At 64.8% G+C, this 16529-nt stretch carries 14 protein-coding genes; 7 read left to right on the forward strand and 7 right to left on the reverse strand.

Going from position 1 to position 16529, the window contains the following annotated elements:
- Nucleotides 1-4: 4 nt before the first annotated feature.
- Entirely contained in the window at nucleotides 5-1042 is a 1038-nt protein-coding gene (locus BBTA_RS22335; RefSeq protein ID WP_012044777.1) for a carbon-nitrogen hydrolase family protein, read from the reverse strand.
- A gap of 179 nt (nucleotides 1043-1221) precedes the next feature.
- On the opposite strand from BBTA_RS22335, the gene BBTA_RS22340 reads away from it, so the two are divergent.
- The 5 genes from BBTA_RS22340 (at nucleotide 1222) to BBTA_RS22355 (ending at nucleotide 5100) form a co-directional block, all read left to right on the forward strand.
- Complete coding sequence (locus tag BBTA_RS22340; RefSeq protein WP_012044778.1) at nucleotides 1222-2178, forward strand: helix-turn-helix domain-containing protein; 957 nt, start codon at nucleotides 1222-1224, stop codon at nucleotides 2176-2178.
- A gap of 55 nt (nucleotides 2179-2233) precedes the next feature.
- A complete protein-coding gene (locus BBTA_RS40830) occupies nucleotides 2234-2395 on the forward strand; it encodes a hypothetical protein (protein ID WP_012044779.1) in 162 nt (53 codons plus the stop codon).
- Between the two features lie 22 nt (nucleotides 2396-2417).
- Nucleotides 2418-2756 carry a cytochrome c gene (locus tag BBTA_RS22345; protein ID WP_041750823.1) on the forward strand — a complete coding sequence of 113 codons (339 nt, stop codon included), beginning with the start codon at nucleotides 2418-2420 and terminating at the stop codon, nucleotides 2754-2756.
- 99 nt (nucleotides 2757-2855) lie between these two features.
- Nucleotides 2856-4280, forward strand: coding sequence for an MFS transporter (locus tag BBTA_RS22350; RefSeq protein WP_012044781.1), 1425 nt, complete (start codon nucleotides 2856-2858; stop codon nucleotides 4278-4280).
- 58 nt (nucleotides 4281-4338) lie between these two features.
- On the forward strand, nucleotides 4339-5100 hold the full coding sequence (locus BBTA_RS22355; RefSeq protein WP_012044782.1) for a sulfite exporter TauE/SafE family protein: 762 nt from the start codon (nucleotides 4339-4341) through the stop codon (nucleotides 5098-5100).
- Nucleotides 5101-5331: 231 nt separating this feature from the next.
- Here BBTA_RS22355 and clpA read toward each other — a convergent pair whose 3' ends face one another.
- Together clpA and clpS are read right to left on the reverse strand one after the other, a co-directional pair.
- Nucleotides 5332-7722 (reverse strand): ATP-dependent Clp protease ATP-binding subunit ClpA, encoded by a 2391-nt coding sequence (clpA, locus tag BBTA_RS22360; protein ID WP_012044783.1) that lies wholly within the window; start codon nucleotides 7720-7722, stop codon nucleotides 5332-5334.
- A 385-nt stretch (nucleotides 7723-8107) separates the two neighbouring features.
- Entirely contained in the window at nucleotides 8108-8440 is a 333-nt protein-coding gene (clpS, locus tag BBTA_RS22365) for an ATP-dependent Clp protease adapter ClpS (RefSeq protein ID WP_008960690.1), read from the reverse strand.
- A 514-nt stretch (nucleotides 8441-8954) separates the two neighbouring features.
- On the opposite strand from clpS, the gene BBTA_RS22370 reads away from it, so the two are divergent.
- Nucleotides 8955-10730, forward strand: a complete 1776-nt coding sequence (locus BBTA_RS22370) for a pilus assembly protein (protein ID WP_041750824.1) — start codon at nucleotides 8955-8957, stop codon at nucleotides 10728-10730.
- Nucleotides 10731-10837: 107 nt separating this feature from the next.
- On the opposite strand, the gene BBTA_RS22375 is transcribed toward BBTA_RS22370, so the two are convergent.
- The gene (locus BBTA_RS22375) at nucleotides 10838-11179 is read right to left on the reverse strand and encodes a phasin family protein (RefSeq protein WP_012044785.1); all 342 of its coding nucleotides are present in this window, start codon (nucleotides 11177-11179) and stop codon (nucleotides 10838-10840) included.
- Nucleotides 11180-11587: 408 nt separating this feature from the next.
- Here BBTA_RS22375 and BBTA_RS22380 point away from each other — a divergent pair, with 408 nt between their 5' ends.
- Complete coding sequence (locus BBTA_RS22380; protein ID WP_012044786.1) at nucleotides 11588-13360, forward strand: D-alanyl-D-alanine carboxypeptidase; 1773 nt, start codon at nucleotides 11588-11590, stop codon at nucleotides 13358-13360.
- Nucleotides 13361-13593: 233 nt separating this feature from the next.
- On the opposite strand, the gene BBTA_RS22385 is transcribed toward BBTA_RS22380, so the two are convergent.
- The 3 genes from BBTA_RS22385 to BBTA_RS22395 all read right to left on the reverse strand — a co-directional run bounded on the left by BBTA_RS22385 (nucleotide 13594) and on the right by BBTA_RS22395 (nucleotide 16213).
- Nucleotides 13594-14310: a DnaJ domain-containing protein gene (locus tag BBTA_RS22385; RefSeq protein ID WP_012044787.1), complete on the reverse strand. Its 717-nt coding sequence runs from the start codon at nucleotides 14308-14310 to the stop codon at nucleotides 13594-13596.
- 106 nt (nucleotides 14311-14416) lie between these two features.
- On the reverse strand, nucleotides 14417-15175 hold the full coding sequence (locus BBTA_RS22390; RefSeq protein WP_041750825.1) for a hypothetical protein: 759 nt from the start codon (nucleotides 15173-15175) through the stop codon (nucleotides 14417-14419).
- A 150-nt stretch (nucleotides 15176-15325) separates the two neighbouring features.
- Nucleotides 15326-16213 (reverse strand): alpha/beta fold hydrolase, encoded by an 888-nt coding sequence (locus BBTA_RS22395; RefSeq protein WP_012044789.1) that lies wholly within the window; start codon nucleotides 16211-16213, stop codon nucleotides 15326-15328.
- Nucleotides 16214-16529 lie beyond the last annotated feature (316 nt).

Raw genomic sequence — 16529 nt, forward strand, 5'->3', positions numbered from 1 at the left:
TTCCTCAGATGGATTGATCGGGCCGCGCGACGGCGGCCTCGCCGGGTAATGCCGCGGCGGCGCTGTCGACCGGCAGCGAGAAATGCTCGACGCGGTTGAGCGGCTTCTTGTTGAGCAGCAGCCGCGTCACGTCCGGACGCGAATAGTGCCCGGCCGGATCGGCGGCGTTCTTGGCGATGCCGATCATGCCGAGGTCGATCTCGGCGATCAGCAGACCTTCCTGATCCGGCGGCAGCTGCGCGGCCAGCGCGCTGCCGTCCGGGCCGAAGATCGCGGCATGGCCGCCGCCGGCATGCAGCAGCGCGTGCTTGTCGGGCCGGTCGCACAGCTCGTCGATCATGGCCTGCGAGACCGTCGCGCATGGCGCCAGCACGAAGCACGAGCCCTCCACCGCATAGACGCGCGACGCGGCGTTGTTGACCTCGGCGCCGAGTGCGGGCGCGAACGGATCATACAGCGAGAAGCTCGGCCAGGCCGCGACGTGCACCTGCTCGTTCTGCGCATACATCGCGTATTTCGACAGCGGCTGCAGATGCTCCCAGCAACAGAGCGCGCCGATCCGTCCGATGTCCGGGCGCTCATGGACTGCGAGGTCGCTGCCGTCGCCTTCGCCATAGACGGTGCGCTCGGCATGGGTCGGCCGCAGCTTCCGGCGCTTGGCGATCGTCTCGCCATCCGCTCCGATCAGCCATTGGGCGATATAGAGGCTGCCGCCGTCCCGCTCGGACAGGCCGAGCACGGCCGTCAACTGGGCCTTGCGCACCGCGGCGCGCAACGCCTCGGCCTGCGGGCTGTCATAGGCCAGCGAATTGTCGAAATAGCGCTGCACAAAGCCGCGTCCGATGCACCAGGCCGGCGAGTCCATCCAGATGTGCCAGGGATAGCCGGGGATGAACACCTCGGGGAATGCGATCAGCTTGGCGCCCTTGTCCGCAGCCTCCTCGATCAGCGCGATCGTCTTCTTGATCGAAGCGTCCAGATCGAGCCAGGCGGGCGCCGCCTGCACCACCGCCACCTTGTATTTCGGATGTGCCAGTCCCATCGCTCGTCTCCCCTGCTTGCCGATTGGCGCCGCTGTCATGGCCGCACTATTGACCTCGGCCGTCATTCGCGCTCGTCTTGGAAGGAACGAAAACTCGACTGCGGCCACGGCGCAGGGTTGGCGGCCCGGAATTTGCTGCAGCGCCGGGCGATACGATCGAAACAGGCGGAGGCGGAGCGATGCCGGTCCTGTTCACCACGGATGGAAGCCCGGGCCACCGCCGGCTGGCGCAGTGGCAGGATATCGTTTGCGACGTCTATGTCGGCCTCGACTGCACGTCCGATCTCGGCAGCGCGTTTCGCGGCTCAGTGACGCATACGGCTTTGGGACGAGCCGTCTGCTCCGAGGTCGCGTCCGACCGGCAGCGCGTGCACCGCACGTCGCAGCGCATCGCCCGCGCCGATGCCGACTACGTGCTGATCGCGCTGGGCCGCGAGGGAATCGGCGGCGTGGTTCAGGATGGCCGTGACACGGTGATCCGACCAGGCGAATTCGCCATCTACGATACGACCCGCCCTTACGAGTTGCAGTTCGACGCCGCGTTCCGGCAGACCGTGTTCAAGCTGCCGCGAGACATGCTGCAGCGCAGGATCGGCGCGACCGAAGCAGTCACAGCGATCAGCTTCGGCGCCGACAGCCCGCTGCAGCCGCTTGCCTATGACTTCATCATCAGGCTGTGCGAGCGTGCCGACCACATCGGCACCGAACATGCTGAACGCCTGTCGGATCAGGCCGCCGACCTGGTTGCGATGACCCTGGCCGAGCGGCTCCGCACCCAGCCCCTGCCCGCCTCCAGCCATCGCGCGGCATTGCTGTACCGGATCAAGGCGCATGTCCGGACGCACCTCGCCGATCCCGACCTGTCGCTGGCGACGGCAGCCCGCGAGCTTGGGCTGTCAGCGCGCTACGTCAACGATCTGTTCTCGGACGAGCAGCTGTCCTTCCAGCGTTTCGTGCTTGCCGAGCGGCTGAGGCAGTGCCAGCGCGACCTCGGCATGCCGGCGCTGGCGCATCGTCACATCAGCGAGATCGCGTTGTCCTGGGGCTTTAACGATCTCTCGCATTTCGGCCGTGTGTTCCGGGCGCAGTTCGGCCTGTCACCGCGCGAGTGGCGACGCACCGCCGTGAAGCGCTAAGCTCGCCGGCACGCGGCGGCCCCGATGCATCGGTCGGTCGCGTCCGGATGATGCCATGCGCCGCTTTGCCATGAAGGCTCTGTTTGCCCTGCTGACGTTGAGCCGCGACGACGACGATCCGCCCCGCTGGGACCGGATCGTCCTTGTCGCCTCGACGATCGTGACCATTGGCCTGGTCGCACTTTACGCCTATGGGAAGACGACCGGCCGCTGGTAGCCGGACTGGAGTGAGCTGTTCCATGAGGATGCAAGCTGGGCTTGGACTGCTGCTGCTCGGCGCGTTGGCGAGCCCCAGCCATGCGCTGGACAGCGAGCAGAGCCGAGGAAAAGCGCTCTTGCAAAGGCTTTGCAGCAGATGCCATGCGGTAGGTCGGACCGGCGCGAGCCCGCATCCCGACGCGCCGCCATTCAGGACATTTGGTGACAGCAAGCTTTACGACGAAGACTTTGCCCAGCGATTGCAGACCGGCCTCTCGACCATCCACAAGGACATGCCGAGCTTCCGCTTCGATCGGGCCGATGCGGAGGCTGCGGTCAATTATCTCAAGGCGATTCAGGTCCGCCCCAAGCCGAAATGACGCGCGCGCCGCGCTGACGAGCCTGGAACACCGTTTCCCCCGCGCGGTTGCCTGTTTCCGTTCGTTGTCCGCGGCCCGGCTGCGGCCGGAGCCGGCGCAATGACATCGACGACCACGGTTCTGCACGCCGACGGCCTGCCGCTGCCGCAGCGGACCTGGGCGATCGTGACGATCGCGCTCGGCATCGTGCTCGCCGTGGTCGACGGCGCCATCGCCAATGTCGCGCTGCCGACCATCGCGCGCGACCTCAATGCCAGCCCGGCTTTCTCGATCTGGATCGTCAACGGCTATCAGCTGGCGGTGACGATCTCGCTGCTGCCGCTGGCGTCGCTCGGCGAGATCATCGGCTATCGCCGCGTCTATCTCGCGGGCCTCGTCCTGTTCACCGCGGCATCTGCGTTCTGCGCGCTGGCCGACAATCTGCCGCTGTTGACGCTGGCGCGCATTCTGCAGGGGTTCGGCGCCGCCGGCATTCTCAGCGTCAATTCCGCACTGGTGCGCTTCACCTATCCGCAGGCCCTGCTCGGCCGCGGCATCGGCATCAACGCCATGGTGGTCGCAGTGTCCGCCGCGGTCGGGCCGACCATCGCGGCCGGCATCCTCGCCGTCGGCAGCTGGCCCTGGCTGTTCGCGATCAACGTGCCGCTCGGCATCGTCACCTTCGTGTTCGGCTTCCGCTTCCTGCCGCACACGCCGCGTGCCCCGCATATGTTCGACTGGCAGAGCGCGGCGTTGAGCGCGGTGACGTTCGGCTTCCTGATTGCCGCCGTCGACAGCCTCGGCCATGGCGAGGCATTGGTGACCTGCGCCATCGAGTTCGTCGTCGCAATCATCGCCGGGGTGTGGCTGGTATATCGCCAGACTCACATGGCCTCGCCGCTGCTGCCGCTCGACCTGCTGCGCATTCCGGTGTTCGCGCTGTCGATTGCGACCTCGATCTCCTCGTTCTGCGGCCAGATGCTCGCCTTCGTGGCGATCCCGTTCTATCTGGAAAGCCATTTCGGCTACTCGCCGGTGCAGATGGGCCTGCTGATCACGCCCTGGCCGATCGCGGTCGGGCTAACCGCGCCGATTGCCGGCCGGCTGGTGGAGCGCGTTCCGGCCGGCCTGCTCGGCGGCATCGGGCTCGTGATCTTCGCCTGCGGGCTCGGCGCCCTCGGACTGCTGCCGCGGGAGCCTTCGGCCTGGGACGTGGTCTGGCGCATGGCGCTGGCCGGCTGCGGCTTCGGCCTGTTCCAGACACCGAACAACCGAACCATGATCGCCGCCGCGCCGCGCGAGCGCGCTGGCGGCGCCAGCGGCATGCTCGGCACCGCGCGCTTGCTCGGCCAGACCACCGGCGCCGCGCTGGTGGCGATGTTCCTGGCCATCGACCCGGCGGACGGCACCCGGCTGTCGCTCCTGACCGGCGTCGGCTTCGCCCTGATGGGCGCCTTCCTGAGCATGCTACGGCTGTCGCCTGCCGGGGCGCGCGGCGCCGAGCATGTGCGAATTCATGACGGCCAGCGGCTCAAGGGCGAATGATGCGCCCGCCGGATTATGGTACCAAGCGCGACAAAGCCGTGAGACGCGGGCGACCGGAATGACCGACTGGACAACGCTGGCGCTGTTGGCCCTCGCCGCCTTCGGGTCCGGTATCGTCAACGCCCTGGCCGGCGGCGGCGCATTCCTGACCTTCCCGACGCTGCTCGCGGCCGGCATTCCCGCCATCGACGCCAACGCCTCCAGCACGGTGGCGCTGTGTCCGGGCCAGTTCGTCAGCGCCTTTGCCTCGCGCGATGTGCTGACGGACGCAAAGGCGCCGTGGCGCCGCGACCTCGTCCGGCTGTCGATCATCAGCCTGATCGGCGGCACGCTCGGCGCAGTCCTGCTCCTGGTGACGCCATCGGCGGCGTTCAGCCGGCTGGTGCCATGGCTGCTGCTGTTCGCCACCGTCGTGTTCGCCTTCGGCATGCGCTTCACGCCCAAGGACGGCAAGCCCTGGTTCGGCCCCCTGACCATCCAGGCGGTGCAGTTCGTGATCGCGATCTATGGCGGCTATTTCGGTGGCGGCATCGGCATTCTGATGCTGGCCGCGCTGGTGTTCTACGGGATTCGCGACATCCGCGCGATGAACGGCATGAAGGTGCTGCTCGCCGCACTGATGAACACGACCGCCTCGGTGATCTTCGCCTTTTCCGGGCGCGTGCATTGGATGGAAACGCTGACAATGATGGCCGCGGCCATGGCCGGCGGCTTCGTCGGCGCCCGACTCGGCCAGATCATCCCGCCGGCCTATGTGCGGCGTTTCGTGATCGCGGTCGGCTGCGGGCTGACGGTGTACTTCTTCATCAAGCCGGCCTGACCTCGGCGAGGCCCTCGCATCAAGGGCAAGTCGATCGCTGATGCGAAAACGGGTCTATCCAACGAAGATTGCTGCTAATTTGTTGCTGGTCATGCCTGGGCTCTGTCCGGCTCTGTCCCCGCCATGACGGCGCGGAGATAGCTGAACACAAGCAGCACCGACCGCGCTGCCAAAAAGAAAAAGACCGGCGCGAGGCCGGCCTTTTGCATTCATGGCTATCGTGGTGCGGGCTCACGCCTTGACCAGGGGTCCCTTCGGGGCCGGGCCTTTCGAGCCGCCACCGCCGGATTTCGGCTTGCGCTTGCGCGCCGCCGGCACTTCCGACTTCGGCGTGACCGGCCCCTCGACGAACTCGAAGCCGATCTTCTCGTCGGCGCCTTCCTCGTCCTTGACGAGGACCACACGGACGTGGCCGCCCCCCTTCAGCTTGCCGAACAGCACCTCATCGGCCAATGGCTTCTTGATGTGCTCCTGGATCACGCGGCCCATCGGGCGCGCACCCATCTGCTCGTCATAACCGTGCTGGATCAGCCAGCTCTTGGCCGGTTCCGACAGCTCGATCGTGACGTCGCGATCGGCCAGCTGGGCTTCGAGCTGCAGCACGAACTTCTCGACCACCATGCCGATCACGTCGACCGACAGATGCGCGAACGAGACGATCGCATCGAGACGGTTACGGAATTCCGACGCAAACTGCCGGTTGATCGCCTCGTGGTCGTCGCCTTCGCGCTTGGAGCGGTGGAAACCGAAGGCCTGTTTGGCGAGGTCGGCCGCGCCGGCATTCGTCGTCATGATCAGGATGACGTTACGGAAGTTGACCTGCTTGCCGTTGTGGTCGGTGAGCCGGCCATGGTCCATGATCTGCAACAGCACATTGTACAGATCCGGATGCGCCTTCTCGATCTCGTCGAGCAACACCACGCAATGCGGATGCTGGTCGACGCCATCGGTCAGGAGACCGCCCTGGTCGAAGCCGACATAGCCCGGAGGGGCGCCGATCAGGCGCGACACCGTGTGCCGCTCCATATACTCCGACATGTCGAAGCGCAGGAGTTCCACACCGAGCGTCGCCGCGAGTTGCTTGGCCACCTCGGTCTTGCCGACGCCGGTCGGGCCCGAGAACAGATAGCAGCCGATCGGCTTCTCCGGCTCGCGCAGGCCAGCCCGCGCCAGCTTGATCGAGGCCGACAACGAGTCGATCGCCTTGTCCTGACCGAACACCACGCGCTTCAGGGTCTGCTCGAGATGCTTGAGCACCTCGGCGTCGTCCTTCGACACGCTCTTGGGCGGGATCCGCGCCATGGTCGCGATCGTGGTCTCGATCTCCTTGATGCCGATCGTCTTCTTGCGCTTGTTCTCGGCCAGCAGCATCTGCGCCGCGCCGGATTCGTCGATCACGTCGATCGCCTTGTCCGGCAGCTTGCGGTCATGGATGTAGCGCGACGACAGCTGCACCGCGGCCTCAATGGCCTCGTTGGTGTATTTCAGCCGGTGATAATCCTCGAAATAGGGCTTCAGGCCCTTGAGGATCGCGATCGCATCCTCGACGGACGGCTCGTTGACGTCGATCTTCTGGAAGCGCCGCACCAGCGCGCGATCCTTCTCGAAATGCTGTCGGTACTCCTTGTAGGTCGTGGAACCCATGCAGCGGATCGAGCCCGAGGCCAGCGCAGGCTTGAGCAGGTTCGACGCGTCCATCGCGCCCCCCGACGTCGCGCCGGCACCGATCACGGTGTGGATCTCGTCGATGAACAGGATCGCGTTCGGATGCGCCTCGAGCTCCTTGAGGACCTGCTTCAGGCGCTCCTCGAAGTCGCCGCGATAGCGCGTGCCCGCAAGCAGCGTGCCCATGTCCAGCGAGAACACGGTCGCTGCGGACAGCACCTCCGGCACATCGCTGTCGACGATGCGCTTGGCCAGACCTTCCGCGATCGCGGTCTTGCCGACGCCGGCCTCGCCGACGAACAACGGATTGTTCTTCTGGCGGCGGCACAGCACCTGGATGGCGCGATTGATCTCGGAGTTACGGCCGATCACCGGATCGATTTTGCCGTCGCGAGCTTTCTTGTTGAGATTGACGCAATAGGTTTCCAGCGCCTCGCCCTTTTTCTTCGAGTCCTCGTTGCCCTTGGTCTCGGTCTCCTCGTCGACGCCGCGCACCGGGCGGGCTTCGGAGACTCCAGGGCGTTTGGCGATGCCGTGGCTGATGTAGTTCACGGCGTCGTAGCGCGTCATGTCCTGCTCTTGCAGGAAATAGGCGGCGTGGCTCTCGCGCTCGGCAAAGATCGCGATCAGCACGTTGGCGCCGGTCACCTCTTCGCGGCCGGACGACTGGACGTGAATCACGGCGCGCTGGATCACACGCTGGAAACCCGCGGTCGGCTTGGCGTCATCGCTGCCGTCGGTAACCAGGTTTTCGAACTCGGTTTCGAGATAATTCACGAGACTGCCGCGCAGCTTGTCGAGATCGACGCTGCATGCGCGCATCACGGCCGCTGCATCGCTGTCATCGATCAAGGACAGCAGGAGATGCTCCAGTGTCGCGTATTGATGATGACGCTCGTTGGCAATCGCCAGCGCACGATGCAGGGATTGTTCAAGGCTTTGAGAAAAAGTCGGCATGCGCGTCCTCTGTGGCCCCCTGCCATCATGATCGCCGCCGCCCGGTCAGGCAACAACAACCTTTGTCAAATATAGTTATAACCGAGTGCGACAAAAGACCGGCCGAGCGACTCGATTACGGGTTCACCGGATCGTCAATGCAAAACCCGTTCCGCCCCCCGTTGCGGCCGCCGGTCGGCAAGGCCGGGGACGGTCACGGCGCCAGACGGCGCCCGGATCTCGCGACTCGATCGCGCCCGTGATTCTCCGGGCGGACGCTATCGCGTTCGGTGAGCGGCGCGCAAAGCCGACCCCGCCAAGAGCGCCGGACCAATAGCGCCTGACCAAGAGTCCCTGACCAAGAGCGCGGCTGACCAGAGGTCTCAGCGCCGCGGGAACGCGCGGCCTACTTCTTTTCCATCACACATTGCAGCGGATGCTGATGCTTGCGGGCGAAATCCATCACCTGCGTCACCTTGGTCTCGGCGATCTCGTAGGTGAAGACCCCGCACTCGCCGATGCCGTGATGATGGACGTGGAGCATGATCTTGGTCGCGGCCTCGACGTCCTTGTTGAAGAACTTCTCAAGGACGTGAACGACGAACTCCATCGGCGTGTAGTCGTCGTTCAGAATCAGGACGCGATACAGGTTCGGCCGCTTGGTCTTGGGCTTGACCTTGGTGATGACGGAGGTCACCGGGCCGCCGGTTCCGCCTGATTTGTTGTCGTTATTGCTCATCCTAGGCGCGGGTCGGTTCAATCTGGCTGGCTGCGACATTTTACATGCATTAGATATGACTGCGAGGATCCCAACAAAGGGTTTCCCGCATAGTCCCCTCGGGCGTCGTCCGGTCCGGGATTCCGTCCGTACGACGTCCCTGCCGGGCCGCTTCCGCCGCCCGGTCCTGCTTTCCAGATCGCCTGTCCCAGCCGACCGGTCCGCTCGGACCGACACCAGGAATATGGGTCAGCAGCCGGTGTGCCGCAAGCGTAGCCGCCAATCAAGCGTAGCCGCCAATGGAGCGACGTGCCGACAGGACCGGACCGATTCCCTCCCCCGGCGATGAGCGGCAAGGTTAATCAAACCGAACGCATTTGACAAAGCCGATTCAGCGGACGTTGACAGGGAACCGCCGCCGCGGCGACACCCGGGCCGTACGGCGGCAATTGCTCGATTTTTCGGCTTTCCATTCACCCGCCCTTGGCGAAAGGGCCTCGATATGGCCACCGGAAAACCATCACCGGTGAGCGACATGACCGATGTGCCCCTCGTCCGCCTTTGCCGCCAGGTCTCGCGACGTTTTTCCGGCGACATCAGCGGCAATATCGCCACGCTGTTCGCGATCGCGCTGCTGCCGATTCTCGCCTTCATCGGCGCCGCGATCGACTACAGCCGCGCCAACGCCGCCCGATCGGCCATGCAGGGGGCGCTCGACTCGACGGCCCTGATGCTGTCGCGCGACTTGTCGCAGGGGACGATCACCGCCGCCGATGTCGCAGCCAAGGCAAGCACCTATTTCAAGGCGCTCTATACCAGCACCGACGCCCAGAGCGTCGCGGTCACGGCGAGCTACACCGCGTCGACCAGTTCCTCGGCCTCCAACATTCAGCTGAACGCGTCGGGGCAGATCGTTACGCAGTTCATGAAGCTCGTGGGCTTTCCGACCATGACCTTCAACACCAAGGCCACCACCACCTGGGGCGACGTCAAGATGCGGGTGGCGCTGGCGCTCGATAATACCGGATCGATGGCCTATAGCGGCAAGATGACGGCGCTGCAGAACGCGGTTGCGGGAAGCGGCGGACTGATCGACCAGCTCAGCGCGCTCGCCAAGTCGCCGGGCGACGTCTATATCTCGCTCATCCCCTTCGCCAAGGTCGTCAACGTCGGCGCGAGCAATTACGCTCAGAGCTGGATCGACTGGACCGATTGGCAGAATCCGCCCACGATCCAGCCCAATAACGGGTCCTATCAGGCCGCAATTCCGAATGCGTCGTTCACGCAGTCGCAGTGGGACATGGTCGGACCGGGGTCGTCGTGTCCCTTTACCTCCGGCAACGGCTTTCCGTATTTCTCCTGCACCAGCGGGCCTGCGACCGCGAGCTCAAGCGCGTCGAAGGTCCCCTCCAGCGGCTCGTATAGCGGCTACATCTGCCCGGGCTACGATTCCGCGTCCCACAGCTATTACAATGGCTGCTGGAACAGCGTGCAGAACAGCACCAGGGTGAATTGGTGCACCGGCAGCTATTGCAGCTGCCCCACCACCGGCAGCAATGTTCCCAACAACACCTGCAGCTGTACGGGGAGCGGCTCCAGCACGGTGTGCAAGGTCAACACCTTCACGCACACCTGGATCGCGAACGCCACGAGCACTTGGACTGGCTGCGTGGCCGACCGCACCCAGCCTAACGATGCGAACGCGGTCTCGCCGGCGAGCTCGGACGTCGCCACGCTGTTTCCCGCAAATCAGCACATGGAGAACAACGTCCAATATTGCAGCAGCTCCGCCTCGACGAAACTCGGGCAGATCGTTCCGCTCAGCTACAATTGGACATCGTTGAAGTCGGCCGTGAATGCGATGGAGCCGACCGGCGGCACCAACCAGGCGATCGGAATGGCCTGGGCGGTCCAGTCGCTGATTCCCAACGGCGTGCTCGGCGCGCCGGCCGAAGACGCCAACACGACCTACAACCGTGTGATCATTCTGCTGTCGGACGGATTGAACACCGAGGATCGCTGGCCGGACTATGGCAACGGCTCGACCCAGGCCTCGGGGAACCCGATTGACGCCCGCCAAGCCCTGCTCTGCTCGAACCTGAAGAACACGAAGGATTCGAAGGGTAATGCGATGTACACGATCTACACGATCCAGGTGAACACCAGCTCGCCCGCCGATCCGACCTCAACCGTGCTGCAGAACTGCGCCAGCAGCCCGGACAAGTTCTACATGCTGACGAGTTCGAGCCAGATCGTGACCACCTTCAACTCGATCGGCACCGCTCTGTCGAAATTGCGCGTCGCCAAATAGATCCGTCCAAGACAGACGCGCGGTCGAGGCTCTCCCCTAATCACCAGACAAAATAAAAAAGCCCGGCGTCAGCCGGGCTTCGTGCTTCCTGCGCGGGCGCCAACGACTTAGTGAGCGGCCGGCGGGGTGAACTTCGCAGCGATGCCTTCAAGCGGCTTGAACGCCTGCTTGGCGAGATCCGAGTACAGGCCGGCGATCTTCTGCGAATCGGCGACGAAGGTCTCGTAAGCCGATTTGGCGAACTCGGTCTGGGCCTCGAGCACCTTGTCGAGCGACTTCACGCCCTGCAGCTTCTCGACGAACGACTTGGTGTCTTCGAAGGACTTCTTGGTGTAGTCGCCATAGGCGGTGGCGATCGCATGAAGACCATTCTGCACCGTGGTCGCGGAATTGACGACGGTCTCGAACTGCTCCTTACCGTAGTTCTGGAAATCTTCGACCTTAAACATTGGCATTCCTTTCCCTGACTTTGAGCGCCCTCAGGGAAGCCCCGGCTCCCTGACGCAATCACAATATAGTGCACCGCACAAATAAATCAAGAATCTTGTGCAATGCACAATTGAGGGCATTGCGCTCCAATTCGGCGCGAATCGCCCGAAATCCTGTAGGTGCGCGCAAGATTTCTTTAATCTTTTGGCAACTCCACCGTCCTAACCTCTCCGGTGGTCCCGGCCAGCGTCGGCGGGGACCGTAAAGCTGTTCTAAAACAGCGTCTTAACAAAACCTCAGTTCCGGACTTTCGATTGCAGGGCCGCGTCAGGCCATGCGCGAGGGGTCGGCAGGTCTGATCATAGGGGCGTTCGGCACAATTTCGCCTTACGGGCCGGTGATCACGTCAGAAATTGGACGGGGATTTCATGCTTCGCAAAAACTTGGCTTCCTCGCGCCTGATGCGGGTCGGCGTTTACGGGCTGCTCACCCTGACGATGGCAGCCGTGGTCACCGTCGACAGCGCGGAGGCGCGCCGGCGCCACCGCCATCATCACGCGCGTCACTCCCCCCACAATGATGAGGGCAGCTACAGCCCGGCCTTCGCGTCGATCGTCGTCGACGGCAATTCGGGCGCGGTCCTGACCGCGACCAATCCCGACGCGCTCCGCCATCCGGCCTCGCTGACCAAGATCATGACGCTTTATCTGCTGTTCGAGCGCCTCGACTCCGGCAAGATGAAGCTCGACACCGAAATGCCGGTCTCGGAGCATGCCTCCGAGCAGTCGCCGACCAAGCTCGGCCTGCGCCCCGGACAGACCATCCGTGTCGAAGATGCGATCAAGGGCCTGGTGACCCGCTCGGCCAACGACGCGGCCGTGGTGATCGCCGAAGCGATCGGCGGCGACGAGGACGAGTTCGCCAAGATGATGACGCGCAAGGCGCGGGCGCTCGGCATGAGCCGCACCACCTATGTCAACGCGTCCGGGCTTCCCGCCGACGAACAGATCACGACGGCGCGCGACCAGTCGATCCTGGGCCGGGCGATCCAGGACCGGTTCCCGCGCTATTATCGCTATTTCTCGACCGTGGTGTTCAATTATCGCGGCCAGTCGATCCGCAACCACAATCACCTGCTCGGCAATGTCGAGGGCATCGACGGCATCAAGACCGGCTACACCCGCGCCTCCGGCTTCAACATCGTGACCTCGTTGCGCCGCGGCAACCGGCATCTGGTCGGCGTCGTCCTGGGCGGCCGCAGCGGCGGTTCGCGCGACGCGATCATGCGCAACCTGCTCGCTGAAAACCTCGAGAAGGGCGCCACCAGGCGCACCGTGGCAGCGATCGGCGAGCGCGGCACATCGGATGGCGGCGACACCGCCGACCAGAGCACGGTTCAGATGGCCTCTGCGGCGGCCGACGCCCCGGCGCCGAGCCGCGCGGCCAAGATGATCTCGGCGCTCTCCGAGGCCACGGCCGCGCTGCCACCCTCGCCCCCCAAGGAGACCAAGGTCGACCCCGCGCCGATGACCTCCGGCGTGATCCAGAACCAGCCGATGGCGCTGATCCCCGGCTCCACCGACCCGATGAAGCCGGTGAAGGTCAAGACGGTCCAGGTCAAGGCGGGCACCGTCAAGCTCGCAACAGCCGCACCGCAGCCCGTCGCCCCGGCCCCCGCGCCCGCCCCGGCTCCGGCCGCCTTCGCTCAGCGCGTCGAAGCCGTCGCGCCCTCGCCTCCGCTGGTCCGCGCCGAAGCGCCGCGGCCCGAGCTGCCGGTCCAGCCGGCCGGTCACGGCACCGGCAACGGCATTCTCGGCGTGCTGCCGGCCTCCAGCCTGCCGCCGGCCTCATCGCAGGCGATGGCCTACGCGCCATCACCGCCGCCGGCTCCTGCTCCGACCCAGCTCGCCTCCGCAAGTCCGACGCCCGAACCGATCTCCAAGCCGACCGTCACGCGCAGCGGCTGGATCATCCAGGTCGGTGCGCTCGACACCGAAGCCGAGGCGCAGAAGCGGATCGAGGCGGCCCGCAGCTCGGCGCAGGGCCTTCTGAGCAAGGCAGATCCTTTCACGGAGACGGTTGCGAAAGGCGACAAGAAGCTCATCCGCGCCCGCTTCGCCGGTCTCGATCGCGATCAGGCGGAAGCAGTCTGCAAGAAGCTGAAGCGCGCCGACATCTCCTGCATGACCATGCACAACTAACTCACCGAGACACCCAGCCGATGCGGCCCGCGCGACACAGGCGCGGGCCTTTTTGTTTGGCTCTGCGCGAGCGCAGGCGGGACGGCCGAGCGCAAACCTCTCGTCAAGGATTTGCCGCTAGAACTTCTTCACCATGAAGAACGATCGCGCCGGATAACGGCGCAGACCGCGGAGCACACGATGCCGCGGTGCAAGCGGATGTCGGTCTTGTGGCGTTGGTGGCGTTGCCGGAGTTAGCCGTGATGCGTACGAAGCAGAGTATCCTTGGCCTCGTTCACCCGCGCGGCGAGATACGTCGACCCCCCCTGGTCGGGATGCAGTTTCTTCATGAGCGCACGGTGGGCTCGACCGATCTCGTCGCGCCCCGCGCCCGGCTGCAGGCCAAGGATCTGATAGGCCTCCTCGTCCGTCATTTTGGAACTCGCCGCCGCGCGGCGCTGCCGCCCTGCCGCGTCGCCCTGCGCGTTCTGACGCCATCCGGGAAACCGGCGGTCCAGATACGTTTCAAGTAAAGCCACGCTGTCCGCGTCGAGACTCGGAATCGTCGCCGCGAGCTGCGCCAGATCGAATTCGTCCAGCGCGCGGCCGGCATGCGCGCCGGCGACGAACCGTCCCTCCACGCGACCGCTGTCGTGATCGAGCGTCATCTCGATGAACTGCGAGCGCACGCGCGAGCCTTGACCGCCGGAGCGCTGCGACCCCAGCCCGAACATGTTTCCGAAGCTGCCGAGGCCAGCCGGGCTCCAGCCCAGCAGCCCCGCTCCAAACAGGCCGATGGGAATGGCGACCACCAGCTCGCCCTTGATCCCGGTAAAGGCCGCGGCGGCCAGACAGCCGATGCCCCCGGCGACCTTGATCGCGCGCGCCAGCGCGGCCGGGTTGGCGTTCCGGAACATCTGCAGCAACAGATAGAGGGTGATGACGGCAACGGCGCCAGCGATCAGTGTCATCACTCGAATATAGGGCTTGTCGGGAAAAAAGGCATCGTGCTGCGGAGAACTCGGGGCGCTAACGCCCTGCCCGCGGCTGCGACCGCGCCCGCCCGATCGCTTGCCGCTACGTCATTTGGCCGAGCAGCAAGGCCGCGCCGGATTCGGCCGCGGCCAGCCGACGCAGAGCCTCACGGCCGCCGGCAGCGTAGGCCGCGGCGGCACGCAACAGATCGCGCAGTTGCGCCGCCGCTCCGGGATCGAACCGGCACCAGGCGCCGCCTGACAACCGCGCCATCTCGCGGAACGCCTGCTCGGCCGCCGGGTCATGGCCCTCCTGGAACATGAACAGCGGCACCTTCAACAGTCCGAGTTCGCCAGCCCTGGCGCACAATTCGTCGACGCTCTCCTCCATCGCATCGCCGACGAACACCACCGCGCGGATTCCCTCGGCGGTCGCGTTGCGTCTGGCCTCGCCAAGGATCTTGCCGATCTGGGTCTTGCCGCCGCGGCAATCGATCTTGCCCATCAACCGCGCCAGCTCGCTGCTGTCGGAAATCCATCCGGTGGCACGACACTCGCTGAAGCCGCGATAATAGACCAGCCTGATGTCGAGACTGCCGAGCGCCGCGGCCTCGCGAAACATTTCCGCCTGCAGCGCGCAGGCCATGTCCCAGGTCGGCTGCCGGCTCAAGGTCGCATCGAGCGCGAAGACGAGACGGCCCCTGGCGCCCTGGGTCGCGGGCGCCATAGCGCGCACCTGAGCAACGAAGGCGGCAATCGCATCGCCGCCGGACGGCTCGGCCTGCGGCAACCGTTCGTCGGACGTCCCCTCACGCGGAGACGTTTTGGATCCGAAACGAGATTTGGAAGGGACGTCGCTCATCACGCACCTGTTCGATGCGCCTGATGTGGGCAACGACTCGGCGACCTTCAATGCGCCGCCAGGATCATCGGCTTGTCATGGCGACAGTCATGGCCGGCGGCACCGCCCGCCGCAAACTCAGATCCGCGAGTTCAGGTTCGCAAGTTCAGGTCAGTGCGTCAGCGGCTTGGCCGCAGTGGCGGCCTTGCCGACCGGCGCATAGGGCGCGACCGGTCCCGGATCGAGCAACGGCGTCTTGGTCTTGACCGGGGAGATAGCGCTCGAGCTGTCGCTGTCGGCCAGGAACTTGTCGAGCATGGCCTGGATCGACTGCTTGGCGTCGTCGGGGCCGGTGTCACGCATGTCGTTATGCTGGAAATCGGTGTTCACGACAGTGATACCGGTCTTCTCGCAGATCTCGTCATCCGGAACGACACCAGGATCAGGCTTGAACACCGGGTCTTTGGAGCGGAACGAGAGGATCTTGAACCGGCCATCGGTCACGAACGGCACCCGCAGATTGTCGAGCGTGACCACCTTGCGCACATCGTCCGGATACTGCTTGGCGAAATACATCGAGATGTCGCCGCCCATCGAATGGCCGACGATGGTCAGATGATCGTAGTCGGCATTCGGCTGGAGCTGGCGCATCTGCTCGACGGCGAATCTGATGTTGGCAACGCCGCGCTGGATCTGCGGCAGTCGGCCGACATAGAGCTCGCCCGCCTTGGTCACCATCGGCGCGTCGGTCGGCAGGTCATGCTGAATGCTGACAGCCATGTAGCCGCGCGCAGCAAACACGTTGGCCAGGAACGAGTACTCGGTGAACTTGACGGTGTTGCCGTGGTTGAGGACAGCGACCGGCAGCTTGATCATGCCGGCTTCGGCCTGCATCTCCCTGTCGCGACGCACGGCGATATCGACCTCGACCAGCCGGTTGCCGCGGGAGGAATCGTATAACCGCACCGTCTCGTGGCGGATCGCCCACTTGCTCGCCGTGAAGTAGCCGACGGTGGCCAGAACGCTGACAGACAGAAGAACGGCAATTCCACGCTTCATGTTCGTCCCTCGGGGTCCGCAACCCAAAGTCGCTTGAAACCTGTAAGACTCTCGCAGCCCGTTCTGTTGAATATATATAACGGCCCTGTGACAGAAAGGCTAAATGTTGTGTATCCGACGCCCGTTCGTTGTGCGGTGCACCTAGTTGCTGTGCAACATGGGCCAGCCGCCCTTCCATGAGATTTCAATCGTGAACGTCACGTTCAAATCAGTCAGGAATTTGACGGCAATCTAGCGATTTCGCCCGTTTCCGCCTTGACCTGAGACAAATATGGCCAAAAGCCCGGCTGGCCAGTCCCAGGGCTCACGATGCGGA

Source organism: Bradyrhizobium sp. BTAi1, assembly GCF_000015165.1.
Lineage (GTDB): Bacteria > Pseudomonadota > Alphaproteobacteria > Rhizobiales > Xanthobacteraceae > Bradyrhizobium > Bradyrhizobium denitrificans.

Coding starts and splice junctions, on each gene's coding strand:
- BBTA_RS22390 (WP_041750825.1), bottom strand. CDS start 15,175: ATGAGCGACGTCCCTTCCAAATCTCGTTTCGGATCCAAAACGTCTCCG.
- BBTA_RS22370 (WP_041750824.1), top strand. CDS start 8,955: ATGACCGATGTGCCCCTCGTCCGCCTTTGCCGCCAGGTCTCGCGACGT.
- BBTA_RS22375 (WP_012044785.1), bottom strand. CDS start 11,179: ATGTTTAAGGTCGAAGATTTCCAGAACTACGGTAAGGAGCAGTTCGAG.
- BBTA_RS22385 (WP_012044787.1), bottom strand. CDS start 14,310: ATGACACTGATCGCTGGCGCCGTTGCCGTCATCACCCTCTATCTGTTG.
- BBTA_RS22395 (WP_012044789.1), bottom strand. CDS start 16,213: ATGAAGCGTGGAATTGCCGTTCTTCTGTCTGTCAGCGTTCTGGCCACC.
- BBTA_RS40830 (WP_012044779.1), top strand. CDS start 2,234: ATGCGCCGCTTTGCCATGAAGGCTCTGTTTGCCCTGCTGACGTTGAGC.
- BBTA_RS22355 (WP_012044782.1), top strand. CDS start 4,339: ATGACCGACTGGACAACGCTGGCGCTGTTGGCCCTCGCCGCCTTCGGG.
- BBTA_RS22340 (WP_012044778.1), top strand. CDS start 1,222: ATGCCGGTCCTGTTCACCACGGATGGAAGCCCGGGCCACCGCCGGCTG.
- BBTA_RS22345 (WP_041750823.1), top strand. CDS start 2,418: ATGAGGATGCAAGCTGGGCTTGGACTGCTGCTGCTCGGCGCGTTGGCG.
- BBTA_RS22335 (WP_012044777.1), bottom strand. CDS start 1,042: ATGGGACTGGCACATCCGAAATACAAGGTGGCGGTGGTGCAGGCGGCG.
- BBTA_RS22380 (WP_012044786.1), top strand. CDS start 11,588: ATGCTTCGCAAAAACTTGGCTTCCTCGCGCCTGATGCGGGTCGGCGTT.
- BBTA_RS22350 (WP_012044781.1), top strand. CDS start 2,856: ATGACATCGACGACCACGGTTCTGCACGCCGACGGCCTGCCGCTGCCG.
- clpA (WP_012044783.1), bottom strand. CDS start 7,722: ATGCCGACTTTTTCTCAAAGCCTTGAACAATCCCTGCATCGTGCGCTG.
- clpS (WP_008960690.1), bottom strand. CDS start 8,440: ATGAGCAATAACGACAACAAATCAGGCGGAACCGGCGGCCCGGTGACC.